The organism is Yoonia sp. (assembly GCF_030731595.1).
In the GTDB taxonomy this organism is placed as follows: Bacteria; Pseudomonadota; Alphaproteobacteria; order Rhodobacterales; family Rhodobacteraceae; genus Yoonia.
Map to the genome: position 1 here is coordinate 1 of NZ_JANQTS010000105.1, position 24,361 is coordinate 24,361.

Consider the following 24,361-nt stretch of genomic DNA (forward strand, 5'->3'; position numbering starts at 1 on the left):
GCTTTTCGAAATGCTGCTTGAGCTTCATTTCACGAAAGACGCCCTCACGCTGAAGTTTTTTCTTCAGAGCACGCAACGCCTGATCGACGTTGTTATCACGAACACTAACCTGCATGTGGTTTTCACCACCTCTCTAAGTTGGATTTGCAAAAATTGCAGGAAGTGGCCAGATAGCAAAGGAACACTAGTTTGTCTAGTGCCAAGCAATTCTAGGAGACCACCATGATGTCAGCACCCATTGACCCTGTTCTGGAAGAACTGGTGACTGCGGCCTTGCCCCATGTCGCCTTTGACGGATGGTCGGAAAGTACGTTTCAGGCGGCGGCCAGTGATGCAGGCATTGATCTGCAGCGTGCAAAATCCATCTGCCCGCGCGGTGCGACAGGCCTCGCGATTGCCTACCATCGCCGTGGCGATGCGGCTATGGTTGCAGCAATCAAAGCGGCCGACATGCAAGGCATGCGCTTTCGCGACAAGGTTGCCCTTGCGATCCGGCTGCGCCTGTCTGTGATTGACGACAAAGAGGCCGTGCGCCGTGGCACCACCCTTTTTGCCTTGCCTCATATGGCCGCCGACGGCGCAAAACTGATCTGGGGTACAGCAGACGCGATCTGGGAGGCGCTGGGCGATACCTCACGCGATGCAAACTGGTACACCAAGCGCCTGACCCTCTCGGGCGTTTACAGCGCGGTTGTGCTTTATTGGCTGGGTGACGATAGCCTTGATGGGCAGGCGACAGATTCCTTTATTGATCGCCGGATCGACAATGTAATGCAGTTCGAGAAGCTAAAAGCGCAGGTCCGGGCAAATGCGCTTTTGAAGCCGCTGACAGGCCCGTTGGGCCGTGCGATGGCGGCTGTCAAAGCCCCGTCATCGACAATTGACCCAGATTTGCCCGGCATTTGGCGCGATCCGACCTAAGAAAAACGCGCGCTCTTGCGGAGCTGGTTTGTCAAAGCGACAATGATGGCGCATAGCTAGGGTTCCACAAAGGAGCGCAGAGCATGAAGGCGATCGCAATTTCCAAACCCGGCGGCCCGGAGGTTCTGATTTTGACGGACCGTCCTATGCCGCAGCCGGCACATGATCAGGTCGTGATCAAAGTCGCCTATGCTGGTGTGAACCGGCCTGATGCGCTGCAACGTGCAGGTCTTTACAATCCGCCAAAGGGGGCGAGCGATCTGCCCGGGCTAGAGGCTGCGGGCGAGGTTGTGGCCTGCGGTGCCGGTGTTACATCGCCCAAAGTGGGAGATCAGGTCTGCGCGCTGCTGCCCGGGGGTGGCTATGCCGAATATGTGGCGACCCCTGCCGCCCATTGCTTGCCTGTTCCAGCCGGGCTGAGCCTGAAACAAGCCGCCTGTTTGCCCGAGACATTCTTTACCGTTTGGTCGAATGTCTTTATGCGTGGCGGATTGACGGCAGGTCAGCGGTTCTTGGTTCACGGTGGCAGTTCGGGGATCGGTACAACCGCCATCCAACTGGCCAAGACCTTCGGTGCGCGTGTCTTTGCGACCGCCGGATCCGATGAAAAATGCGCTGCTTGCGTACAACTGGGCGCAGAGGCGGCCTTCAACTACCTTAAAGACGATTTTGTTGAAAAAATGCAACCTATGGGTGGCGCAGACTTGATCCTTGATATGGTCGGAGGCCCATATATACAGCGAAATCTCAAAGCATTGGCTGACGATGGAAAACTGGTGCAGATCGCATTTCTGCAAGGGCCGAAAGCGGAACTGAACCTTGTGGAGCTTATGACGCGCCGTCTGACAATGACAGGATCGACCTTGCGCCCGCAATCTGATCTGGCCAAGGCCCGGATCGCATCGTCACTGCGAACAAACGTATGGCCGCTCATTGCTGCGGGTAAAATCGCCCCGGTGATGGATCAGGAATTCCCGATGACCGAAGCTGCCGCCGCCCATGCCCGCATGGAAGGCAGCGCACATATCGGCAAGATCGTTCTGAAGGTCGGCTAGGTCCCACTTTCCCGCAGAAAAACTGGCAACACACTTTCCATGAAATTTTGCCTGCCTCAGGTGCGCGCCTTTTCGAATGCCGCCCAAGCCGCGAGCAGTTTATCAAGGTCGAAATCGGGCTGTTTCGCCGGCCCAAGGATAATCTGCTCGCCGGCCCACATCTTTTCGATGGCGTCCTTGAGGTAAGGGATCACCTCGGGCGGGATCACCAGCCCGCCGTGCCGGTCGGCATGCACCAGATCGCCTTGGTTCACCGTCATGCCCATCACCGTGACAGGTGTGCCCAGTTCGCGCACATGGACAAAAGCATGGCTTGGCCCGATCGAACCTGCGACAACCGGAAAACCTTCGGCCAGATCGCCCAGATCGCGCATGACGCCATTGGTCAGCGCCCCGTTCAACCCAAGCCCCTTGTGCACATTGGTATGGACCTCGCCCCACCAGGCGCTGACGCAATGCGGATAGTCCACATCTTCTAGCACCGCGATAGCCGGACGTGGCCCGCCCGCCATATTGCGGAAATAATCAAGGCGTCGCGCGCGAATGACATCGGGGGCCTCGGTCGGTGCCTCGCGTCCGGCGATTTTGGCTGTGCGCGCAAAGCCGACCATGGGTGGACCATCAGGGGCGGAACAGTGCATCGTGCCTTTGGTAAACGCGTTAAAACCGCGTTTGCCTTGGGCGACTTCGATCGCGTTGCAGACTGTCGGCGTGTCGACCCGCTGCAAAAGTGCAAGAAGGTCCGCGGGGATTACTGGGTCAGCCATTTTGCCAAAGCCTCATTGGTTGCGTCAGGTTGTTCAAGAGTAGGCAAATGCCCAGCCCCTTTAATCACCGTCAGGGTTGAGCCGGGGATCAGTGCTTGCATCAACTCATGACGGTGGATCGGACAAAGGGCATCATCTTCGCCACAAAGGATCAGGGTCGGCACAGCGACCTTGCGCAGCGTTTCTTGCTGATCGGGCCGCGTTTGTAACGCGCGGGACTGTCTGAGGAAAACCTCTGGCCCCAGCGTTTCGGCCATTTCCATGCACAAATCGAGGATCTGGCCCATCCTTGGCCCATCGGTCAGATAGTTGGGCTTCATCTCGTCACGCATCACCGCCCGTAATTGCCCGGCGCGCACTTTTGCGATCTGCGGCTCGCGATTCAGAGCGACAGCGGGCGCTTCGGCTTTGGGATTGGTATCCAGCAAGGCAAGTCGCGTGACCCTTTCAGGGGCTTGGCGGATAACCTCCATCGCGACAATCCCGCCCATAGACAAACCCGCGAGGGCGAATTTGGCGGGGGCCACGGCGAGAACATCAGTCGCAAGGCCCATAACAGTCTCGTGGTCGTTCAGCGGTGCGGTCATCACAGCGCGTTGATACGAGAAGGCGGTAATTTGCGGGCCGTATAGCCGCCCATCGCACATCATGCCGGGCAAGAGGACGAGCGGGTCATTCATCCCTTGAAAGGCGCCATCCCCGCGCGTGCCAATTCATCGGCCCTTTCGTTTTCGGGATGTCCCGCATGCCCTTTGACCCATTCCCATGTCACGTCATGGCGCGCTGCCGCAGCATCAAGCCGTTGCCAAAGATCCACGTTCTTCAGCCCGCCCTTTTTCTTCCAGCCATTGCGTTTCCACCCATGGATCCACTTTGTGATCCCGTCTTTGACATAGGCGCTATCTGTCACAACGGTAAGCTTTGTGGACCGATCAAGCGTTTCCAGTGCTGCAATGGCCGCGAGCAGTTCCATTCGGTTATTGGTGGTCTCGGCCTCGCCGCCTGACAGCGCCCGTTCTTTGACAACGGTATCGCCATTGCGCGCCACAAGCAGCGCGCCCCAACCGCCGGGCCCCGGATTGCCGGAACAGGCTCCGTCTGTGTAGGCAAAAAGCTCAGGCATTCTCGATCTTCTTTCCGCGCATGATCACAAAAGGGTCCAAGGTGCCGGCCAAGCCCTTGTCTTCACCCTCCTTGATATAGGTCACGTGGTAACCGGCAATCGTCAGAAAGTCTTTCAACTCTTCGACGGTCACATAGGTATAAAGCCGGTTGATCGTGTCACGCGCGACTCCTGCTCCGGTCTTCATGCCGACGTGAATGATACCCCCCGGTTTGGTTGCGTCTGACAGGGCGCGAAAGTGGCGCGGCAGGTCTTGTCTGGCGGCGTGCAGCAGGCTGAAGTTGGCCCAGATGCCGTCATAAAGTGCGACGCCAGCGATATCGTCAAAACTGGCCTGTCTCGCGGGCAGGGCAAACTTTTCCCGTGCCAGCGCAATCATCCCCGCAGAGGCGTCGACCGGGTCAGGCACAAGCCCCGCGCTGCGCATATGTGCGGATGCGGCACCCGGACCGCAGCCAAGGTCAAGAACATGGCCGCCTGCGGGCATCAGATCAATAAAGTCTTGCAGCGATTTGTCTGGGACCGCATTCGCGATCAGGTCGGCGTATTCGGCGGCCCTTGCGTCATAGGTGGCGATGGTCAGCGCGTCAGCCATCAGAACACAAGCGGCAGGAAAGTAATGATGACAATGGTCGTCAGCAGTCCCCGCAGGTGCATCCACCACGGCGGCGCGAGCCCAAGTCGCCAGAAATGCCAATCAAGCATGAGCAATCCCAAGAACCCTACGATCAGGTTCACGCCTGCCGTCGTTGGTCCGCCACCCGTCATGAAGAAGGCCCAAAGCGCAGGGATCACTGACAGGATATAACTCGCCGTTGCCGTCTGCCCGGTGGCTTTGGTCGCAAAGCCCCAAAGGACGCCTGACATGAACGACAGGATTACCGCGCCATAAAAGAGCTGGACATAGGGGCCGACGAAACGCCCGCCCAGTGTCATCTGCCCCCATTGGCCCAACTCGGGCCGCAGCAGCGTCAACGCCCCCCAGAAGAAGGGTGCAAGGCCCGCAAGGCCCAAGAACAGTGCTGCGCGAGGAATGTTTTTCATACTCTTTGCGTTCATATCAGGTTCAATGCGCTGGCCGGCGCGCCTTGGTGAATCTTCGACCCTCAGGCCGGTTCGCGCAGGACACGCGGCACTTTGAATTCCACGTTTTCTTCGGCGGTGACAACCATCTCGACAGTCGTGTCATAGCGGTCTTTGAACGCGTCAATCACTTCGGCAATCAGAACCTCGGGTGCGGATGCCCCTGCGGTGATCCCCATAGATTTGATGCCTTCCAGCGCGCGCCAATCAATGTCAGCCGCCCGCTGGACCAGTTGTGCGTAATTGCAGCCTGCACGCGCACCAACCTCGACCAACCGCTTTGAATTGGAGGAATTGGGCGCGCCGACGACGAGCATCGCATCGCATTTCGGGGCCATCGCTTTGACCGCCTCTTGGCGATTGGTTGTGGCGTAGCAGATGTCTTCCTTGTGCGGACCAACGATCATCGGAAAGCGGGCGTGAAGGGCTGCGACAATATCTGCGGTGTCGTCGACCGACAGGGTTGTTTGTGTCACAAAGGCAAGCTTTTCTGGGTCCCGAACTGTGACATTGGCCACGTCTTCGACCGTTTCCACCAGCAGGACCTCGCCCTCGGGGAGTTGTCCCATGGTCCCGACTGTTTCGGGGTGGCCTTCGTGCCCGATCATGATCATTTGCAAGCCATTGTCCGCATGGCGCTGTGCTTCGATATGCACCTTGCTCACCAAGGGGCAGGTCGCATCCACATAGATCATCTCGCGCCTGGCTGCTGCAGCAGGCACAGCTTTCGGGACGCCGTGCGCCGAAAAGATCACCGGGCGATCGTCTGGGCATTCGTCAAGTTCTTCGACAAAGACAGCGCCGAGGTCGCGCAGCGCATCGACCACGTATTTATTGTGCACGATTTCGTGGCGGACATAGACGGGCGCGCCCCATTTGGCCAAAGCCATTTCAACAATCTTGATGGCGCGGTCCACGCCCGCACAGAATCCACGTGGGGCGGCAAGATAGAGTGTCAGGGGTGGTTTGGTCATCGCAAGCTCCGGTTTCAGGACCAGAGGTAAGGGTTTGACGCGGTCAGGTCCAGCACCAGATGCTGTGACGAAATGGAGCGCGGCAACCGCGCTCCGCTATCTAAACCGCATCAAGTCTCTTGCGTGATTTCTTCTTCATGGGATTCAGGGCGTGGTTCGCGGGTCGGGCGACCCACAACATCGCGCAATTCATCGAGTTCGATAAAGTTGTCAGCCTGGCGGCGTAGTTCATCGGCAATCATCGGCGGTTGGCTGCGAATCGTCGACACCACTGACACCCGGACGCCTTTGCGCTGGAGAGCTTCGATCAAGGGCCGGAAATCGCCATCGCCCGAGAAAAGCACAACGTGGTCCACGTAAGGGGCCAGTTCCATCGCATCGACCGCCAGTTCGATGTCCATGTTGCCCTTCACCTTCCGACGGCCCATGCTGTCGGTGTATTCCTTGGCGGGCTTGGTCACCATGGTGAAGCCGTTGTAGTTGAGCCAGTCGACCAAAGGGCGGATGGGCGAATATTCGTCGTTTTCAAGCAACGCGGTGTAATAGAATGCCCGCAGCATCTTGCCGCGCCGCATGAATTCCTGTCGCAAGAGTTTGTAATCTATGTCAAAGCCAAGTGCCTTTGATGCTGCATATAAATTTGATCCGTCAATAAAGAGCGCGAGGCGCTCGTCCCGATAAAACATGTTCGTCCTTCCAAATCACGATCTTGCTCTATTGTTTGTCCCAGAATGCTATGATTTTGAGCAAGAATGCCGACTATGTAATGTATTCAGATTTTGAGGCAAGAGTCCAAAATGACCGAACTAAGCCATTTGGCGCTGATTGCCCTTGGTAGCAACGAAACTTCGCAATGGGGTACCCCTGCGGAAACTGTCCAAAAAGCTATGCTTGCAGTTGCCAAACTCACTCATTTTCGGGCGCGTTCAAGCCAACTTTATACAACACAAGCGTTTCCTGCAGGGTCCGGACCCGATTTTGTCAATGCCGCGATGTCTATCCACACGCGACTAACGCCCTCTGAGCTGTTGCAGCAGTTGCATGCTATCGAATCAGACGCAGGGCGCGAAAGAAATGCACGCTGGGGGCAGCGGACGCTCGATCTTGACCTGATCGCAGTCGGGTCCCAGATTTGCCCAGACCCGACCACACAATCCATGTGGCGGGACCTGTCATTGGAAGACCAGCAGAAGATGGTTCCGCCCGGGCTGATCCTGCCGCATCCACGCATGCAAGAGCGCAGTTTTGTGCTTGTACCGCTCGCAGAGGTGGCGCCAGATTGGGAACACCCGATCTTGCAGAAAACTGTTGCCGCAATGTGCGCGGCATTGCCTCGGGCCGACATTGCGTCTGTGAAGCCTTTTGAGCAATAAAGCTGGCCTTGGAAATCTCGGCCGGCCTGCGCGCGAAGCCCTTGTCAATCTTGCGCGAAGCCACTAAGTAGGCGACTTCCAAAGTCCCACTTTCTTGACTGGAGTATGCCTCATGGCCCGCGTCACCGTAGAAGATTGCGTCGATAAAGTTCCTAACCGTTTCGAGCTTGTGATGCTTGCAGCCCATCGTGCGCGTGAAATTTCCGCTGGTGCACCGATCACAGTCAACCGTGACAACGACAAGAATCCTGTCGTGTCCTTGCGTGAAATCGCGGAAGAGACCCAGCAAGCCGACGATCTGCGCGAGCGTATGATCGAAGCGAACCAGACTCAGATCGAGGTGGACGAGCCTGAAGAGGACAGCATGTCTTTGTTGATGGGCGCTGAGTCTGACAAACCTGTTGAAGACGACATGTCAGAAGAGAAACTGCTGCGGGCGCTGATGGAAGCGCAAGGGCAGCGCTAAGGTCGCCTTGCCGGCCTTACATGGATAGGCGCGGTACCACATGACGACTGCCGATGATCTGATCGCATTGGTCCGCACCTATAACCCGAATTCCAACCAGAATTTGTTGCGTGATGCATTTGCCTTTGGCAAAGACATGCACGAGGGCCAGTTCCGGCATTCCGGTGAACCCTACTTTACCCATCCGGTCGCGGTTGCGTGCATTCTGGCCGAGCAACAGATGGATGATGCAACCATCGTCACTGCCTTGCTCCATGATACGATCGAGGACACCAAGGCCTCTTTCAGCGTCGTCGAGAAAAGGTTCGGCCGCGAGATTGCAGAGCTTGTGGACGGGGTCACGAAACTGACCAATCTGCAACTGACATCGTCACAGACAAAGCAGGCCGAGAATTTCCGTAAACTGTTCATGGCCACCTCGCGCGACCTGCGCGTGACTTTGGTCAAGCTTGCCGATCGTCTTCACAACATGCGGACGATCAAGTCCATGCGCCCAGAAAAGCAGGCCCAGAAGGCCCGCGAAACCATGGATATCTTTGCACCGCTCGCCGGGCGCATGGGTATGCAATGGATGCGGGAAGAGCTAGAGGACCTGTCCTTTCGTGTGTTGAATCCTGAAGGCCGCAACTCAATCATTCGGCGCTTTATTACGTTGCAGCGCGAAACGGGCGATGTGGTCCAGAAGATTACAGCCGATATGCGGGTCGAGTTGGAAAAGGCCAATATACAGGCCGATGTCGTTGGGCGTGCGAAAAAGCCCTATTCCATCTGGCGCAAGATGCAGGAAAAAGACCAGGGCTTTAGCCGCTTGTCGGATATCTACGGGTTTCGCGTGATTGTCGCGACCGAAGTGGATTGCTATCGCGTCTTGGGTGCGATCCACCAGCGCTGGCGCGCTGTTCCGGGCCGATTCAAGGACTATATCAGCCAGCCAAAATCAAATGGCTATCGTTCGATTCATACGACCGTCTCAGGCCGCGATGGCAAACGGGTCGAGGTGCAGATCCGCACCCGCGAAATGCATGAAGTCGCCGAAACGGGGGTTGCAGCACATTGGTCCTACAAGAACGGTGAACGCGTCGAAAACCGTTTCGCAGTAGATCCCGTTCGCTGGATTTCCTCGCTGACAGAACGGCTTGACGAAGATCAGGATCACGATGAATTTCTCGAAGCGGTCAAGCTCGAGATGTACCAGGATCAGGTGTTCTGTTTCACGCCCAAAGGTGATGTGATCAAGCTGCCCCGCGGTGCCACGCCGATCGATTTCGCCTATGCGATTCACACGCGCATAGGGTCTGCCTGCGTCGGGGCCAAGGTCGATGGGTTGCGCGTCCCGCTCTGGACCCGGCTCAAGAACGGACAGTCTGTCGAGGTGATCACTGCCGAAGGGCAAACCCCGCAGGCCACATGGATCGATATCGCTGTAACCGGACGCGCCAAGACAGCGATCCGTCGGTCGTTACGCGAGGAAGACCGCGAAAGGTTTGTCCGCCTTGGTCGCGAACTGGCCCGTGTTGCTTTTGAAAACGTCGGCAAGCGAAGCACGGACAAAGCCTTGCGCACCGCCGCCAAGGCCTTGGCAGTTGAGAGCGTTGATGAACTGTTGTGCCGTTTGGGCAGCGCGGAAATCACGGGCCGTCATGTGGTTGCCGCGATCTATCCCGAGTTGGAGCATCGGCAAGGTGACGAGATTGACCAAAAGCGCGCTGTGGTCGGCCTTTCTCCGGATCAGGTCCAGCATCGCGGGGCCTGTTGTCAGCCTGTACCGGGCGAACGCATCTTGGGTATCACGTTTCGGGGCCATGGCGTTGTCGTGCATGCCATCGATTGCGAGGCGCTTGCCGACTATGAAGAGCAGCCCGACCGCTGGATTGATCTGCACTGGCAGGACGGGACGCATGGCGCAGTAAACACAGTCACTTTTGATGTCACAATCGCGAATGCTTCTGGTGTGCTGGGGCGAATTTGCACATTGATTGGCGAACAGGACGCAAATATTTCTGATCTGAGGTTCATTGACCGCAAGCCGGATTATTTTAAGTTGTTGATCGACGTGGATTTGCGCGATGCAGAGCATTTGCACCGCGTGAAAACAGCGCTTGAGGCAGAAAGTAACGTGTCGTCGATTGCGCGACACCGTGACCCCGGGCTTGCTGCACTTGGTGCGGGAAATCCCCGGCGGGAAGGATGACGAGTATTGGTATTCAAGCGTAGGGATAGACGTGCGGTCTGGCAGATCGTGCTGGACTTCTTCTATCCAAGAGGCGGTTGGAGCCGCGCGTTTGAATACGTCAAGCACCGCGTCCGCCGCTTGCCAGATACACCCACAAAGATCAGCCGCGGCATCTGGGCCGGGGTCTTTGTGTGCTTTACCCCGCTGTTCGGTTTCCATTTTATTGTTGCAGCAATCCTCGCCCGTCTGATCCGGGGCAATATTCTTGCGGCTTTGATGGCCACGTTCTTTGGTAACCCCCTGACATTTCCGGCGATTGGCTATGCTGCGATCAGCCTTGGCTCTTGGTTGCTTGGCCTACCGCAAGGTCGCAACACACATTTGGGCCAGAAATTCGCTGATGCGAGCTATGATGTCTGGAACAACATTGTGGCCATCTTTACGCCTGCGCGGATCAATTGGCAGGGGCTTAGGGTCTTTTATGACGATGTCTTTTTCCCGTATCTGATTGGTGGCATCATCCCCGGACTGATCACGGCAACCTTGGCCTATTATCTCGCTGTGCCGTTGATCAGTGCCTATCAGAAACGGCGCAAGAAGGCGCTGCGGGCAAAGCTTGACCAGCTCAAGAAAAAGGCATCACCTGCTGACGACGCTTCATCCGGCCAACACGGGCCTTGACCTCGAAGGACAAAGTAAATGACGCAAAAATTGCGCCTCGGTGTGAACATTGACCACGTGGCTACCGTGCGGAACGCGCGCGGCGGTGCTGTGCCGGATCCTGTGCGAGCTGCGGTCATGGCCGAGGCAGCGGGGGCAGATGGTATTACCGCACATTTGCGCGAAGACCGCCGCCATATCTCGGACGCTGATATCGAAGGCTTGATGGCTGCACTTAAGGGGCCGCTCAACTTTGAAATGGCCGCAACTGCCGAAATGCAGGCGATCGCGCTGCGTCACAAGCCCCATGCTGTCTGCATTGTCCCCGAAAAGCGCGAAGAACGGACCACAGAAGGCGGGCTTGAAGTGGCGCGCGAGGAAAACGCGCTGGCCCATTATATCGCGCCTCTGCGCGAAGCCGGCTGTCGGGTCTCGATCTTCATTGCTGCCGACCAGCGCCAGATCGAAGCCGCCCACCGGATCGGCGCCGAGGTAATCGAGCTGCATACAGGTGCCTATTGCGATGCACATGCCGAGGGCCGCTATGATGAACGGGATGCAGAGCTGGAAAAACTGACCCGGATGGCCGCATTTGCCCATGAACTTGGTTTGGAGGTCCATGCCGGGCACGGCTTGACCTATGATTGTGTAGCCCCGATCGCGGCGTTGCCCCAAGTGATGGAACTGAACATCGGCCACTTCATCATCGGCGAGGCTATTTTCCGCGGCCTTGGCCCTGCGATCAGCGAGATGCGCCGGATCATGGACGAGGCACGTGCGTGATCAAACATATTGTCCTGCTCGATTTGCCTGCTGGTCATGACAGCGCTGAATTAGGCGCGATCATGACCGGGTTGGATGATTTGCGCGGGAGAATTCCGGGGTTCACAGGCTTTGAGCATGGACCGAACCGTGATTTCGAAGGCATGTCCCCGCGATGCGCCTATAGCTTCCTTTGCCATTTTGAAGATGAGACGACCTCGCGGGCTTATCTGGTTCATCCTACGCACATCGACCTAGGCCAACGCTTGGCGGCTCTTTGCAAAGGCGGTGCAGCGGGGATCACTGTGGTTGATATGGCGGTGTCTGCATGATCCTTGGTATCGGCACTGATCTGGCCAATATCGACCGGATCGCGGCGACGTTGGACCGGTTCGGCGATCGGTTTCGCAACCGTGTTTTTACCGAAGTCGAGCAGATGAAGGCCGAGCGCCGCAAGGATGTGGCCGGAACCTATGCAAAACGCTGGGCCGCAAAAGAGGCGTGCTCCAAGGCGCTTGGGACAGGTCTGCGCATGGGCATCTCTTGGAAAGATATGGCAGTGTCAAACCTGCGCACAGGACAGCCTGTCATGGCTGTGACCGGCTGGGCCAAAGAGCGGCTGGATCAGATGACACCGGATGGTCACGAGGCCATTATTCACGTGACTTTGACCGATGATCACCCTTGGGCTCAGGCCTTTGTGGTGATCGAGGCCCGCCCCATCGCTTGACAGGGCCAGCGCACAGGCTCATGTAGCGACAAACCATCGAAGGATCAGATAATGGCTGAAAACAAAGGGATTATTGCCTGGCTCTCTGAAACGGCGAAGACCGTATTCTGGGCGCTCCTTATCGCGGGCATATTCCGGACCATCTTTTTTCAGCCTTTCTGGATTCCCTCTGGCTCGATGAAGGATACTTTGCTGATCGGGGATTTCCTCTTCGTGAACAAGATGGCCTATGGGTATTCCTATGCCTCTTGCCCCTCGATCCGCATTCCACAGGTCGGCATTGATATCGGAGCCGAAGATTTTTGCGGATTCCTTGAAGACCGGGAAGAGCGCATTTTCGGCTCTGACCCAGAGCGTGGGGACATTGTGGTGTTCCGCCATCCTGTTGACGGACGGGATTTCATCAAGCGGCTGATCGGCGTCCCGGGTGATCGCATCCAGATGATTGACGGTGTCTTGCAGATCAATGATGTGGCCGTAACGATCGAAGACGCTGGAACCTTTACTGAAATCATGGAGCCACAAGGCCCGCTTGGTCTGCGTCCGCAATGTGCGAATGGTGCCGTCGGTCTTGGTGCCGTCTGCGAGAAATCCCGCGCTATTGAAACGCTGCCGAATGGTGTCACTCATGCCATTCTGGATATTGGACCGCGTGCGACCGACAACACCGGGGTCTTTACCGTGCCTGAGGGGCAGTACTTTTTCATGGGCGACAACCGCGATAACTCAACCGACAGCCGTATTGCCCAAGCGGCCCGCGGCGTCGGCTTTGTCGAGCGCAAGGATTTGGTCGGGCGCGCGGATCGGGTGATATTCTCATCGGCTGGCCGTTCAATGCTGGCGTTCTGGACCTGGCGCTCTGACCGTTTCTTCAAGGCGCTCGATTGAAGCTCTCGGCGGAACTCGTCGCCTTGACAGGCAGGCTTGGCTACAGCTTCGCCAATCCAGAGACGCTGATCCGCGCGGTGACGCATTCTTCAATGGTGAGCGCGCACCGGGACGATAATCAGAGGTTGGAGTTTCTGGGGGACCGCGTGCTTGGCCTTGTCATGGCCGAAGCATTGCTGAAGGCAGATCCATCAGCACCAGAGGGCCTTCTCGCGCCACGCTATAACGCGCTGGTGCGCCGCGAAGCCTGTGCCGAAGTGGCGCGTCAGCTTGATCTTGGCGCAGTGCTGAAGCTTGGGCGCTCTGAGATGAAATCAGGCGGGCGGCGCAAAGAGGCCCTTTTGGCAGATGCGATGGAGGCAGTGATTGCTGCTATCTATCTGGATGGCGGCTTCGAGGTGGCGCGTGATGTGGTGCTGCGCCTTTGGGGGGACCAGATAAAGAATGTGGCCGTGGATGCACGCGATGCAAAGACCGCTTTGCAGGAATGGGCACAGGCCCGAGGCGAGGTGCCGCCGCAATATATCGAAGTGGCCCGCACTGGACCTGACCATCAACCGGTGTTTACCATAGAGGTCCGTTTGGCCTCTGGCTTGTCTGAACAAGCAACCGCCGGATCAAAGCGCCATGCGGAACATGCCGCCGCCGCAGCCCTCCTAGAGAAAGTCGACATATGACTGACGTCCCCACAAAAGCCGGCTTTATCGCCCTGATCGGGGAACCGAATGCCGGCAAGTCGACTTTGCTGAACCGCATGGTCGGTGCAAAGGTGTCGATCGTGACCCACAAGGTCCAGACGACCCGCGCCCGTATTCGCGGTGTGGCGATGGCTGAGAATGCGCAGCTGATCTTTATCGACACGCCTGGCCTTTTCAAGCCGCGCCGCCGCCTCGATCGGGCGATGGTCGCGGCAGCCTGGGGCGGGGCGGCTGATGCTGATGTGGTCGTTCTGATGATCGAGGCGCATCGCGGCATGACGGATGGGGTCAAAGCCATCCTTGAAACGCTGACGGACCGTGCCGGCACATCACCGGTCGCCTTGGCCATCAACAAGATCGATAGGGTGAAGTCGGAGGTCTTGCTGGCGCTGACCAAGGACATGAATGATGCCTTCCCCTTTGCAGAGACATTCATGATTTCGGCGGAACGCGGGCATGGCTGTGACAATCTGCGCGACTGGCTGGTCACGCAGTTACCAGAAGGCCCCTATCTTTACCCCGAAGACCAGATCGCCGATCTGCCAATGCGCATGATTGCCGCCGAGATGACCCGCGAAAAGCTGACCCTGCGTCTGCATCAGGAGCTTCCTTACGAATTGACCGTCGAAACCGAGAATTGGGAAGAACGCCCTGACGGATCGGCGCGCATTGATCAGTTGATCTATGTGGCGCGCGATGGTCACAAGGGCATCGTCCTTGGCAAAGGTGGTGAAACCGTCAAGTCCGTAAGCAAAGCCGCGCGTCTGGAGTTGGAAGAATTCCTTGGCCGCCGGGTCCATCTGTTCTTGCAGGTGAAAGTGCGACCAAACTGGTTGGAAGAATCAGAGCGCTATTCAGAGATGGGTCTCGATTTCAAAGACGGCAACACCTGAGCCGCCCATGAGGCTGACCGCAGACATATGGGTGTCGGCCTATCTGACCCGCCTGCGCCTGCTCGAAATTCCCGCTTTTGTGGTCCAACGTGGCGACAGCACGGCCGGCGCTGTCCTGATCAAACTCAATACGCTGGATGGTCAGGCCTGCTGCTATCAGCGCAGCTTTGATTTGATGACCGGGGAACGCAAGTGGATGGTGCTGGTCGCGGGTAACGAGGCGGATGTCGATGCCTCGATTGCCAAACAACGCGGGTTTGACCCCGACCTTTGGGTTATCGAGGTCGAAGATCGTCACGGGCGTCATCTTCTGGATGAACCCGGGCTGGACTAACGCCCCTTGTGCCACCAACACGGCCCTTGCAACTGCGTACAACCCGGTCTGTTATGCACAGATGAAGTGGACCCCTTCCCATGATTGAATGGCGCGACGAGGCAGCCTTGCTGGCGACCCGCCCGTTTGGCGAAACGTCCGTGATCATTGAGGTGTTCAGCGCGGCACATGGCCGTCATGCAGGCGTTGTCCGCGGCGGGACCAGTCGCAAAGTGGCGCCTATCTTGCAGCCCGGTGCGCAGCTGTCGGTGACATGGAAAGCACGGCTTGAAAGCCATTTGGGCAGTTTCACGGTCGAACCGATCCGCAGTCGCGCGGCTGTTGCAATGGGGGACAGATTGGCGCTGGCTGGGTTGAACGCCGTTTGCAGTCTGCTTGCCATGGTCCTGCCAGAGCGCGAGGCGCATATCCCGCTTTACGACCGGACGATTGCGCTTCTTGATCTTCTGGGCCAGTCCGATGTCTGGCCCTTGGCCTATCTGCGCTGGGAACAGGCCTTGTTGGAAGAGATGGGGTTCGGGCTGGATTTGTCGGCCTGTGCGGTGCGCGGCGTGAACGAAGACCTTGCGTTTGTCTCGCCCAAATCCGGGCGCGCGGTCAGCCGAGAGGCAGCCGGTGAATGGGTGGACCGCATGTTGCCACTTCCTCCGGTTTTGGCGGGCAAAGGTGAAGCCTCGAACGCAGAGATTGTGACAGCGCTTGGGACGACCGGCTACTTTGTCGAAAACCGTCTGATCAAAAGTCTGGGCGAACGCCCGATGCCAAAAGCGCGCGCCCGCCTTATCGAGGCTATTGCGCGTCTTGCGTAACCTTAGACCAGCTTGTGATCGATCAGATAAGCTGCAGATGACACGGCAGCCTTGTGGGCCTGCCGCATACCGCGCCCCAGCGTTTGACGGGCGCGGGTATTGTCGATCCGGTCAACGCGCCCGAGGCTTGGAATGATTGATTTGATGGTGGGGTCAAAGAGCCCAAGAAAACGTATCATGACATCCGGCGCCACACGGGTGACAACCTTGCGGTTGGGGTAAGCGGCCTTGATGGATTGCGCTATGTCTGTGAATGTCATGAACTTGTCTACGGTCATGATCCTCTGACCAAAGGTCTGCGGTGCATCAATCACGGCAACGTGCATATCCGCCACGTCCTGCACATCGACCGTGGCAAATCCGATATCCGGCAGCATCGGATCTTTGCCGCGCAGCAGTCTTTTGATCACGGCAATGGACGTGCCGAAATTGGCATCAAGCGGCGCACCAAGCACAAAGCCCGGATTGATCGCGGTCAGGTTCATCTGTGGTGCATGGTCACGCACGAAATCCCAAGCGGCACGTTCCGCCAATGTTTTGGAGCGAACATAGGCCGTTGTTTCAGGGTCGGTTGGATCGGTCCAGTTCGTCTCGTCAAAGGAACGATCACCTGCAGGCAGAGCCGAGCCACTGATGGCGGCTGTTGAAGATGTCAGAACGACGCGGTTGATGCCCGCGTTGTGTGCCGCGCGCAACGCCCGCAATGCGCCATCGACCGCCGGGCGGATGAGATCGTCTTCCTTCTTGGGCTGTGCGAGCGGGAAAGGGGATGCGGTGTGCATCACGACATCAATGCCTACCATTGCCGCGTCCCAGCCCGCGTCTGCGGTCAAGTCAAGTTCAGTGAAAGTCAGTCTGCTCTCAAGATCGCTTGGATCGCTCAAGTGAGGGCGTACGGCCTGTATGACCTCATCGCTGCGTGCCAGGTTTCGGACGGTGCCGCGCACCTGATAGCCTGCCTCAAGCAGTTGGAGCGCGATATGCTTGCCAATATAGCCGGTCGCACCGGTCAGAAGTACTGTTGTGGTCACCGGTCGGCCCCTGCTTTGATCTTCTTAGGGATGTAGCAGAGCGCGCACTGAAGGCAACTTAATCCAACAGTCGCCGCGCGATGACCTGTGCCTGAATTTCGGCCGCACCTTCAAAGATATTCAGGATGCGCGCATCGCAAAGAATGCGGCTGACCTTGTATTCCAGCGCAAAGCCGTTCCCGCCGTGGATTTGCAGCGCATTGTCGGCGCAGGCCCAAGCGATGCGCGCACCCAGTAGCTTGGCCATTCCGGCCTCAAGGTCGCAGCGGCGGTCGTTGTCTTTTTCATGGGCGCTGAAATAGGTCAGTTGCCGTGCAATCATGATCTCAACGGCCATCATTGCCAGTTTGCCCCCCACACGGGGGAAGTTGATCAGCGATTGCCCGAATTGCTTGCGGTCTTGGGCATATTGCATGCCAACATCCAGCGCCGATTGGGCCACTCCGACGGCGCGGGCGGCTGTCTGGATGCGGGCACTTTCGAAGGTCTGCATCAGCTGTTTGAAACCTTTCCCGGTTTCGCCGCCCAACAGGTTCTCGCCCTTGACCGCAAAGCCGTCAAAGGCCAGCTCGTATTCCTTCATCCCGCGATACCCAAGCACTTCGATCTCGCCACCGGTCATACCGGGGGTAGGGAAGGGGTTTGCATCATCACCGGGGGTCTTTTCGGCAAGGAACATGGACAGGCCGCGATAGTCGGTTGTGTCCGGTTCGGTGCGGGCGAGCAAGGTCATGACATGGGTACGGCTGGCGTGGGTGATCCATGTTTTGTTGCCTGTAACCTCCCAGTCATCGCCTTTCCTGACCGCGCGTGTGCGCAAACTACCAAGGTCGGACCCTGTGTTGGGTTCGGTGAACACAGCCGTGGGCAGAATCTCGGCTGAGGCGATGCCGGGCAGCCAGTGCTGTTTTTGCGCCTCTGTGCCACCGCAGAGGATCAGTTCGGCGGCAATCTCGGACCTTGTGCCAAGCGAGCCGACACCGATATAGCCGCGCGAGAGTTCTTCGGAGACCACGCACATCGATGCTTTGGACAGGCCAAAGCCGCCGTATTCTTCGGGGATGGTCAGGCCGAAGACACCGAGTTCGGCCATCTCTTCGATGATTTCGATCGGGATGAGTTCGTCCTTGAGATGCCAGTCATGGGCATGCGGCTCGACCCGCTCGATACTGAAGCGGCGGAATTGTTCGCGGATCATCTCGAGTTCGTCATCAAGACCAGAGGCGCCGACAGTGATATTGGCGGACTGTTCCTGCATCAGTGTGACAAGGCGCATGCGGGCGGCTTGGGTGTTACCCGTTTGGGTCAGGGTCATGACGGCGGGCTGCATCAAGGCGCGCATGTCGTCCTGGGTCAGACCGATGTCCTGCAAGCGCAGGATTTCGCCCTGGCTCATCGGGATGCCGCCATAGATCTGCCAGAGGTATTCACCAAAGGCGATCTGGTGGATCAGTTGTTCCACTTCGCCAAACCGTCCGTCCGCGTCCAAACGGGCGGCCCAGTTTTGCATCTGAGTCAATGACTGCGCGTAGGTCGCGAGCCAGGCAAGGCCGTGAGCCGCTGTCTGGTTTTCTTCGATCAATTTCCCAGACACGCGGCCACCGTCTTCGACGACGGCGCGGACGGCAGACTTGGCGCGCATCAAGACATCATCGACAGCAGGAAGGGCAGCAGCCGTGAGGGCCAGCAGATCGGCCAGTACAGGTGATTGTTTCAACGTCATATCCTGACCATCATGCGGCATTTTGCGACTCCGTTCAATTTGCAGGCGCAGAGATAATCCCTTTGCACCTGCAGCGCAATAAATATTCGTTCAGATATCCATTTGCGCACAAAAGTGTCGCGGTAAATTTCGATCTGGTATGTCCTGTGCAATGTCGTAAGAGAGATTATGCCCGAATTTTTGAACATCATGCCCCTAGAAGTCCTTGTCTTTGCCTTTGCTGTGACGCTGCTGGCAGGCTTTGTCAAAGGTGCCGTGGGGTTTGCTATGCCGTTGGTCATGATTTCCGGCATGGGGATCTTGATTGAACCCGAACTGGTCATTGCAGCCATCGTTTTCCCAATCGTGTTCAGCAATGCATTGCAGGTTGCGCGGGCAGGGTTTGGTCCTGCGGGTGTCGCTGCGAAAGAGCATTGGCGCTATATTCTCGTGGTTTGCGTGATGATTCTGGTGTCAGCGCAATTTGTCCGCAGCATACCCTCGGACACGATGTTTATCGTGCTGGGTATTCCTGTGATTGGTCTGAGTGTCATTCAGTTGATTGGATGGCGCCCACAGATCATGCCGCGCTGGCGCAGGCCCTTTGAATGGACCGCCGGCGGACTTGCCGGCACATTGGGTGGTTTGGCAGGCACATGGGGGCCGCCGACCGTCCTTTATCTTCTTGCGCTCAATACACCCCGCGACAGGCAGATGGCTGTGCAGGGCGTCATTTTCGGGCTGGGGTCCATCATGCTGCTCTTGGGGCATTTGAAGTCAGGTATTCTGAATGCTGACACTTGGGGGCTATCCGCATTCTTGGTTCTGCCGGCGATGGTGGGGATGTGGCTGGGCTTTTGGTTGGGCGATCGGTTTGATCAGGAACGGTTTCGGCGTGCCACGCTTCTGGTGCTGGTGATTGCGGGGGTCAATCTGATCCGCCGTGGTGTGATGGGCTAGGACAGCAGGTCCAAGTAGCCACATAGGCCAGCAAGCTCTGGCACCCTGCGCGGATCAACAACCTCAAATGACGCAGAAAAGAGCGCTTCATCCCCCGACATGGCGGTGAAGACCCATGTGCCGATAACCAATTCATAGACGTAATCGAACTGGTAAAAGGTCAGGGAAGGATTGTCGCCGTTGATCCTTGTTTGAAAGCTTTGCAGCGTGACCGCATCAGGGCCCATCGGTGGATGGGTGACGACCATCGTCACTTCAGAGATGCCATCAACGGCGCGCGCTTGTGCCTTAACCCCAAAGCCGACGCCGAGGCTTGCGGGGACTGTTGTGATGGTCGCGACAAATTCCGGTTCGGCTTCGATAATGTGGGTTGTGCCCGCCACTGTGTTCGGCGCGGGGACAGAGCCGATGGGATCGGGAGCGCAGAGGATACCGGCCTGCACCGAGTTGATGACCGAAGATGTGACGACGTCAGCCACGGCGACTGTGGTCGTCATGCAGAAAAGGGAAAGTGAAACAACAAATGCTTTCATGCCTCGAGATATAGGCATCAAATGACAATTGTCGATCCTATGTAGAAGCGGGGGTCAGTAAGGTGGATTTCAATCCACCTTACCTTTCATATCACCCGATTGCAGCGGCCTTAACGTCATCGTCAATATAAGGCACATACTTCTCAAAGTTGTCGCTGAACATCGCCACCAGCTTTTCCGCCTGCGCATCATAGGCCGCCTTGTCCGGCCAAGTATCGCGCGGGTTCAACAAGCCGTCATCGACCCCCTCCACCGAGACGGGCACTTCAAAACCAAAATGCGGGTCCTTGCGGAACGTGCTTTCGATCAGTGTACCGTCAAGCGCCGCTGACAAAAGTGCTCTGGTCGCCTTGATCGGCATCCGTGACCCTGTCCCATAGGCCCCGCCGGTCCAGCCGGTATTCACCAGCCAGCAGGTCGCGCCGTGGCTTGCGATCTTGCTGCGCAGGAGGTTGCCGTAAACCTCGGGGCGGCGCGGCATGAACGGCGCACCAAAGCAGGTGCTGAATGTGGGTTCCGGTTCGGTCACGCCCCGTTCGGTGCCAGCCACTTTGGAGGTGAAACCAGACAGGAAGTGGTACATCGCCTGCGCTGGTGTCAGCCGCGCGATCGGAGGCAGTACGCCGAAGGCATCGCAGGTCAACATGATGATATTCTTGGGATGCCCGCCCAACGCGCTCTCGGACGCATTCGAGATGTAGTTCAACGGATATGCGCAGCGCATGTTTGCCGTCAGACTGTCATCGTTAAAATCAAGCTCGAAGGTTTCCGGATCGTAGACCATGTTTTCGATGACCGTGTGCGGCATGGAACAAGTCGCGTAGATCTCTGGTTCTGCCTCTGGATCAAGACCGATTGTCTTGGCATAGCAGCCTCCTTCAAAGTTGAAGGTTCCCCGCTCTGACCAGCCATGCTCATCGTCCCCTATCAAGACACGGGTCGGATCGGCAGAGAGTGTTGTTTTCCCCGTCCCGGACAGTCCAAAGAATACGGCCGTATCAACCGGATTGCCCGGCGCGTGGTTGGCCGAACAATGCATCGGCATGATGCCTTTTTCCGGCAAGAGATAGTTGAGCAGCGTAAAGACAGATTTCTTGTTCTCGCCCGCATATTCGGACCCGCCGATCAAAATAAGCTTCTTCTCAAAGTTCAGCGCAATCACGGTCTCTGACCGGCAGCCGTGTTTCGCAGGGTCGGCTTTGAATGTCGGGCAATTGATGACGGTAAAATCTGGCACGAATGTTGCCAGTTCCGACGCCGCTGGGCGGCGCAGCATGTGGCGGATGAAAAGCGCGTGCCATGCGAGTTCTGTCACCAAACGGACATCAAGACGGTGTGCCGGGTCTGCGCCACCGTAAAGGTCCTGCACGTTATAGGTGCCGCCTTTCATATGTTCCAGCATGTCGGCATAAAGCACATCAAAGTTTGCAGGGTCCATCGGCGGGTTGTTTTCCCACCAGATCGTATCGACCACCGCAGGCGTCTTTACGACGAACTTGTCCTTCGGAGACCGGCCTGTGTGCTTGCCCGTTGTAACAAGCAAAGCCCCACCCTTGCCCGTCACCCCTTCGCCAGCCGCGACAGCAGCCTCCTGCAGTTCGGCCTCGGAACGGTTGTAATACACGTAACCCAGCCCTGTGATGCCTTGATCTTCAAGTCTCATCGATGGGTTGACCGTACCTTGGTCCATGGGTTTACTCCTTTTGAATGGCCGGAATGGCCGACAACAATCCTCCATAACACCAAGTTTTCAAGGGCCGATACCCTCTACGTGTATCGTTAGCGCAACCAAATTCATGTTAGCGCAATCATTCTGATTCTGAGTGTGCCGAAGCGCGGGTGTAAGGTGGAAATCTGGCAAATTTGAAGCAATTAAGGCAAATCTATGGCGGGCTTTGAGTTAAGTGTTGATTCGTCTAGACAAAAAGATGAAAAGTCTCTGAAATGCTTAGCAGAGCGCAAAAATAATTGAGGGGGCAATCCAATGTCCAGAATTGCACTTGTCGATGACGACAGGAACATTCTTACGTCAGTCGCAATGACCTTGGAGGCAGAGGGCTTTGAGGTGGAGACTTACAACGACGGTCAGTCGGCCTTGGAAGCGTTCAACAAACGCATGCCGGATATGGCTGTTTTGGACATCAAAATGCCACGGATGGACGGGATGGACCTCTTGCAGAGGTTACGTCAAAAGACCTCGATGCCCGTTATTTTCTTGACGTCCAAAGACGATGAGATCGATGAGGTGCTGGGTCTGCGGATGGGCGCTGACGATTACGTAAAAAAGCCATTTTCCCAGCGTTTACTTGTCGAACGGATTCGCGCCTTGTTGCGCCGCCAAGATGCGATTGCAGGCGAAGAGATTGAAGAGACCGAAGAGACCAAGGTTATGGTTCGCGGTGAATTGGTAATGGACCCGCTGCGTCATGCGGTGAAGTGGAAGGGGAGAGACGTATCCCTTACGGTGACCGAATTCTTGTTGTTGCAGGCGCTTGCCCAGCGACCCGGCTTTGTCAAAAGCCGCGATCAGCTGATGGACGTGGCCTATGATGACCAAGTTTACGTGGACGATCGCACGATCGACAGCCACATCAAGCGGCTGCGCAAAAAGATGCGGAACACAGATAGCGAGTTTTCAGCGATCGAGACCCTTTATGGTATCGGGTACCGCTACAACGAAGAGTAAGGCATGACCGCCGCGCCTAAAATCGACGTACGCGATCTTAAGTCGGTGCGCGCCGCTGCACGCGAGCCCGATCTTGTTTTGGGCGATGACTGGGTTGATCCGAATCTTGTCGCCGATGATCTTACGACCGATGAAGTGCCAGGGAGCCGCCTTTTCGCCCTGCGCAAATCTCCTATTGCCCGCAAGATCATCACCTTCAATCTGATCGCGCTGATGTTGATGATTTCCGGCGTGCTGTACCTCAGCCCATCACGCGACAGCCTTGCCTTTCAGCGTGCAAATGGATTGGTGAACGAGGCACAGTTGATTGCCGATGTTTTCGAGGCACAACTTCCGACGCTGGCACCGATCAATCTTGTGACAGCCGACGGGATAAACCCGACGGCGACCCTTGCGGGTATGAACCTGCGCGGTGGCGTCGAGGTTTCGGTTTTCGCCCCTGACACAACATTGGTCGCGCGCGCCACCGGTAGTTTGAATTTGTCCCAGATCGCAGAACTGGAAGCACAAACCGGAGGCACGTTTGTCTTGGATCTTCTGGTCTCTGTCTGGGAGAGTTTGGTCAGTCTTGGATCGTTTGGCGAAGAGAACTTGACCGAAGAACAGGCCCTTGTTCAGCTGACGCAAGAGAATGTACGCCAGGCGATGGCGAACGGCACGCAGCTTCAAGTTTCAGAACTCGGGGGCGGGACAAGCTTTGTTGTGACGACACCTATCATGCGCAACAATGTCGCCGTCGGCGTGATTGCAGTCACAACCGCTGCAGGTGAGGTGGACAATCTTGTCCGGCGTGAACGTGAACAGTTCCTGCGCCTGTTCTTTGTCGGAATCTTTGTCAGCATTGGCTTGAGTCTTGTTCTTGCATCGACAATTGCAAATCCGTTGGCACAATTGGCGACAGCCGCGGAAGCCAGTCAGGAAAAGAACGCGCGGAAAATGTCTCCCGTCAGGGTGCGGATCCCTGATCTGACCGGACGTCCCGATGAAATCGGCCGTTTGTCAGGCGCTTTGCGCGGCATGGTCGCCGCCCTTTACGAACGTATCGAGGGCAATGAACAGTTTGCTGCGGATGTGGCACATGAGATCAAGAATCCGCTGGCTTCGCTGCGTTCCGCGGTGGGCACGATGCGTGTTGCCAAACGCGATGATCAGCGCGCACGCCTGCTCGAAGTGATCGAACATGATGTGAAGCGACTTGACCGTCTGGTCAGCGATATTTCGAATGCATCGCGTTTGGACAGCGAGTTGGTGAAGGAAGAAGAAGAAACCTTTGATCTGGTCAAGATGCTTGGCAACATCGCAGAGTTTCTTGGCAAGGATGCGAAATTGCGCGGCGTGGACTTTGTGTCCGATATGCCGCCGAATCCGATCATGGTGCAGGGGCTCGAAGGGCGGATGGCCCAAGTTTTCGTCAACCTGATTACGAATGCTGTGTCTTTCTGCGAAAAAGGTGACGCGATCCGGGTCTGGGCACGGACACGTCAGAATCGTGTTTTGATCGTCGTTGAAGATACTGGTCCGGGTATTCCTGACGATGCGCTGACAAAAGTCTTCCAACGCTTCTATTCCGAACGCCCAGAGGGGCAGTTTGGTAACAACTCCGGCCTTGGCCTCGCCATTTCCAAGCAGATCGTCGAAGCCCACGGGGGCGTGATCTGGGCCGAGAATATCCGTCCTACAGATGCTGATCCGACCTCCGAGCCGCTTGGTGCGCGTTTTGTGGTTGGCTTGCCTCTCTAA

At 57.0% G+C, this 24,361-nt stretch carries 29 protein-coding genes; 17 read left to right on the forward strand and 12 right to left on the reverse strand.

Features of this window, described 5'->3' with window-relative positions; genetic code table 11:
* On the reverse strand, positions 1-115 hold a 115-nt coding region (gene rpsU / locus NWQ23_RS12790), incomplete at its 3' end, for a 30S ribosomal protein S21 (protein WP_306166803.1).
* Between the two features lie 107 nt (positions 116-222).
* Here rpsU and NWQ23_RS12795 point away from each other — a divergent pair.
* Both NWQ23_RS12795 and NWQ23_RS12800 read left to right on the forward strand, forming a co-directional pair.
* On the forward strand, positions 223-921 hold the full coding sequence (locus NWQ23_RS12795; protein ID WP_306166760.1) for a COQ9 family protein: 699 nt from the start codon (positions 223-225) through the stop codon (positions 919-921).
* Between the two features lie 83 nt (positions 922-1,004).
* Positions 1,005-1,976, forward strand: a complete 972-nt coding sequence (locus NWQ23_RS12800; RefSeq protein ID WP_306166761.1) for an NAD(P)H-quinone oxidoreductase — start codon at positions 1,005-1,007, stop codon at positions 1,974-1,976.
* A gap of 56 nt (positions 1,977-2,032) precedes the next feature.
* On the opposite strand, the gene NWQ23_RS12805 is transcribed toward NWQ23_RS12800, so the two are convergent.
* The 7 genes from NWQ23_RS12805 to NWQ23_RS12835 all read right to left on the reverse strand — a co-directional run bounded on the left by NWQ23_RS12805 (position 2,033) and on the right by NWQ23_RS12835 (position 6,609).
* Complete coding sequence (locus NWQ23_RS12805; RefSeq protein ID WP_306166762.1) at positions 2,033-2,743, reverse strand: RraA family protein; 711 nt, start codon at positions 2,741-2,743, stop codon at positions 2,033-2,035.
* Positions 2,728-3,423 carry an alpha/beta fold hydrolase gene (locus tag NWQ23_RS12810; protein WP_306166763.1) on the reverse strand — a complete coding sequence of 232 codons (696 nt, stop codon included), beginning with the start codon at positions 3,421-3,423 and terminating at the stop codon, positions 2,728-2,730. The genes NWQ23_RS12805 and NWQ23_RS12810 overlap by 16 nt, the downstream gene beginning before the upstream one ends.
* Positions 3,420-3,866 carry a ribonuclease HI gene (gene rnhA / locus NWQ23_RS12815; RefSeq protein ID WP_306166764.1) on the reverse strand — a complete coding sequence of 149 codons (447 nt, stop codon included), beginning with the start codon at positions 3,864-3,866 and terminating at the stop codon, positions 3,420-3,422. Before rnhA ends, NWQ23_RS12810 begins: the two co-directional genes overlap by 4 nt.
* Entirely contained in the window at positions 3,859-4,461 is a 603-nt protein-coding gene (locus NWQ23_RS12820; protein WP_306166765.1) for a class I SAM-dependent methyltransferase, read from the reverse strand. Before NWQ23_RS12820 ends, rnhA begins: the two co-directional genes overlap by 8 nt.
* Positions 4,461-4,910: a DUF3429 domain-containing protein gene (locus NWQ23_RS12825; RefSeq protein ID WP_306166766.1), complete on the reverse strand. Its 450-nt coding sequence runs from the start codon at positions 4,908-4,910 to the stop codon at positions 4,461-4,463. The genes NWQ23_RS12820 and NWQ23_RS12825 overlap by 1 nt, the downstream gene beginning before the upstream one ends.
* A gap of 62 nt (positions 4,911-4,972) precedes the next feature.
* A complete protein-coding gene (ispH, locus tag NWQ23_RS12830) occupies positions 4,973-5,923 on the reverse strand; it encodes a 4-hydroxy-3-methylbut-2-enyl diphosphate reductase (RefSeq protein WP_306166767.1) in 951 nt (316 codons plus the stop codon).
* 110 nt (positions 5,924-6,033) lie between these two features.
* Entirely contained in the window at positions 6,034-6,609 is a 576-nt protein-coding gene (locus tag NWQ23_RS12835; RefSeq protein WP_306166768.1) for an NYN domain-containing protein, read from the reverse strand.
* Between the two features lie 111 nt (positions 6,610-6,720).
* Between NWQ23_RS12835 and folK the strand changes: the two genes are divergently transcribed.
* The 12 genes from folK to recO all read left to right on the forward strand — a co-directional run bounded on the left by folK (position 6,721) and on the right by recO (position 15,709).
* Positions 6,721-7,296: a 2-amino-4-hydroxy-6-hydroxymethyldihydropteridine diphosphokinase gene (gene folK / locus NWQ23_RS12840; RefSeq protein ID WP_306166769.1), complete on the forward strand. Its 576-nt coding sequence runs from the start codon at positions 6,721-6,723 to the stop codon at positions 7,294-7,296.
* 112 nt (positions 7,297-7,408) lie between these two features.
* Positions 7,409-7,762 (forward strand): DNA-directed RNA polymerase subunit omega, encoded by a 354-nt coding sequence (rpoZ, locus tag NWQ23_RS12845; protein ID WP_306166770.1) that lies wholly within the window; start codon positions 7,409-7,411, stop codon positions 7,760-7,762.
* Between the two features lie 40 nt (positions 7,763-7,802).
* Positions 7,803-9,953, forward strand: coding sequence for a bifunctional (p)ppGpp synthetase/guanosine-3',5'-bis(diphosphate) 3'-pyrophosphohydrolase (locus tag NWQ23_RS12850; RefSeq protein ID WP_306166771.1), 2,151 nt, complete (start codon positions 7,803-7,805; stop codon positions 9,951-9,953).
* Positions 9,954-9,959: 6 nt separating this feature from the next.
* Positions 9,960-10,616, forward strand: coding sequence for a DUF2062 domain-containing protein (locus NWQ23_RS12855; protein WP_306166772.1), 657 nt, complete (start codon positions 9,960-9,962; stop codon positions 10,614-10,616).
* A gap of 18 nt (positions 10,617-10,634) precedes the next feature.
* On the forward strand, positions 10,635-11,378 hold the full coding sequence (locus tag NWQ23_RS12860; protein ID WP_306166773.1) for a pyridoxine 5'-phosphate synthase: 744 nt from the start codon (positions 10,635-10,637) through the stop codon (positions 11,376-11,378).
* Positions 11,375-11,689 (forward strand): Dabb family protein, encoded by a 315-nt coding sequence (locus NWQ23_RS12865; RefSeq protein WP_306166774.1) that lies wholly within the window; start codon positions 11,375-11,377, stop codon positions 11,687-11,689. The genes NWQ23_RS12860 and NWQ23_RS12865 overlap by 4 nt, the downstream gene beginning before the upstream one ends.
* On the forward strand, positions 11,686-12,087 hold the full coding sequence (acpS, locus tag NWQ23_RS12870) for a holo-ACP synthase (RefSeq protein ID WP_306166775.1): 402 nt from the start codon (positions 11,686-11,688) through the stop codon (positions 12,085-12,087). Before NWQ23_RS12865 ends, acpS begins: the two co-directional genes overlap by 4 nt.
* A 51-nt stretch (positions 12,088-12,138) precedes the next feature.
* Complete coding sequence (gene lepB, locus NWQ23_RS12875; protein WP_306166776.1) at positions 12,139-12,975, forward strand: signal peptidase I; 837 nt, start codon at positions 12,139-12,141, stop codon at positions 12,973-12,975.
* Positions 12,972-13,652, forward strand: a complete 681-nt coding sequence (rnc, locus tag NWQ23_RS12880; protein WP_306166777.1) for a ribonuclease III — start codon at positions 12,972-12,974, stop codon at positions 13,650-13,652. Before lepB ends, rnc begins: the two co-directional genes overlap by 4 nt.
* Positions 13,649-14,566 carry a GTPase Era gene (era, locus tag NWQ23_RS12885; protein ID WP_306166778.1) on the forward strand — a complete coding sequence of 306 codons (918 nt, stop codon included), beginning with the start codon at positions 13,649-13,651 and terminating at the stop codon, positions 14,564-14,566. Before rnc ends, era begins: the two co-directional genes overlap by 4 nt.
* A 7-nt stretch (positions 14,567-14,573) precedes the next feature.
* Complete coding sequence (locus tag NWQ23_RS12890; protein WP_306166780.1) at positions 14,574-14,900, forward strand: DUF1491 family protein; 327 nt, start codon at positions 14,574-14,576, stop codon at positions 14,898-14,900.
* An 80-nt stretch (positions 14,901-14,980) separates the two neighbouring features.
* Complete coding sequence (gene recO, locus NWQ23_RS12895) at positions 14,981-15,709, forward strand: DNA repair protein RecO (protein ID WP_306166782.1); 729 nt, start codon at positions 14,981-14,983, stop codon at positions 15,707-15,709.
* 2 nt (positions 15,710-15,711) lie between these two features.
* Here recO and NWQ23_RS12900 read toward each other — a convergent pair whose 3' ends face one another.
* Positions 15,712-16,740, reverse strand: a complete 1,029-nt coding sequence (locus NWQ23_RS12900) for an aldehyde reductase (protein ID WP_306166783.1) — start codon at positions 16,738-16,740, stop codon at positions 15,712-15,714.
* Between the two features lie 58 nt (positions 16,741-16,798).
* Positions 16,799-18,484 (reverse strand): acyl-CoA dehydrogenase family protein, encoded by a 1,686-nt coding sequence (locus NWQ23_RS12905; protein WP_306166784.1) that lies wholly within the window; start codon positions 18,482-18,484, stop codon positions 16,799-16,801.
* A 147-nt stretch (positions 18,485-18,631) separates the two neighbouring features.
* Here NWQ23_RS12905 and NWQ23_RS12910 point away from each other — a divergent pair, with 147 nt between their 5' ends.
* On the forward strand, positions 18,632-19,402 hold the full coding sequence (locus NWQ23_RS12910; protein WP_306166785.1) for a sulfite exporter TauE/SafE family protein: 771 nt from the start codon (positions 18,632-18,634) through the stop codon (positions 19,400-19,402).
* Here the strand turns inward: NWQ23_RS12910 and NWQ23_RS12915 are convergent.
* Together NWQ23_RS12915 and NWQ23_RS12920 are read right to left on the reverse strand one after the other, a co-directional pair.
* Positions 19,399-19,899, reverse strand: coding sequence for a DUF3859 domain-containing protein (locus NWQ23_RS12915; protein ID WP_306166786.1), 501 nt, complete (start codon positions 19,897-19,899; stop codon positions 19,399-19,401). The genes NWQ23_RS12910 and NWQ23_RS12915 overlap by 4 nt on opposite strands.
* Before the next feature lie 127 nt (positions 19,900-20,026).
* Positions 20,027-21,625 (reverse strand): phosphoenolpyruvate carboxykinase, encoded by a 1,599-nt coding sequence (locus tag NWQ23_RS12920; RefSeq protein WP_306166787.1) that lies wholly within the window; start codon positions 21,623-21,625, stop codon positions 20,027-20,029.
* Positions 21,626-21,919: 294 nt separating this feature from the next.
* Between NWQ23_RS12920 and NWQ23_RS12925 the strand changes: the two genes are divergently transcribed.
* The gene (locus NWQ23_RS12925; RefSeq protein WP_306166788.1) at positions 21,920-22,621 is read left to right on the forward strand and encodes a response regulator transcription factor; all 702 of its coding nucleotides are present in this window, start codon (positions 21,920-21,922) and stop codon (positions 22,619-22,621) included.
* A 3-nt stretch (positions 22,622-22,624) separates the two neighbouring features.
* Complete coding sequence (locus NWQ23_RS12930) at positions 22,625-24,361, forward strand: sensor histidine kinase (protein ID WP_306166789.1); 1,737 nt, start codon at positions 22,625-22,627, stop codon at positions 24,359-24,361.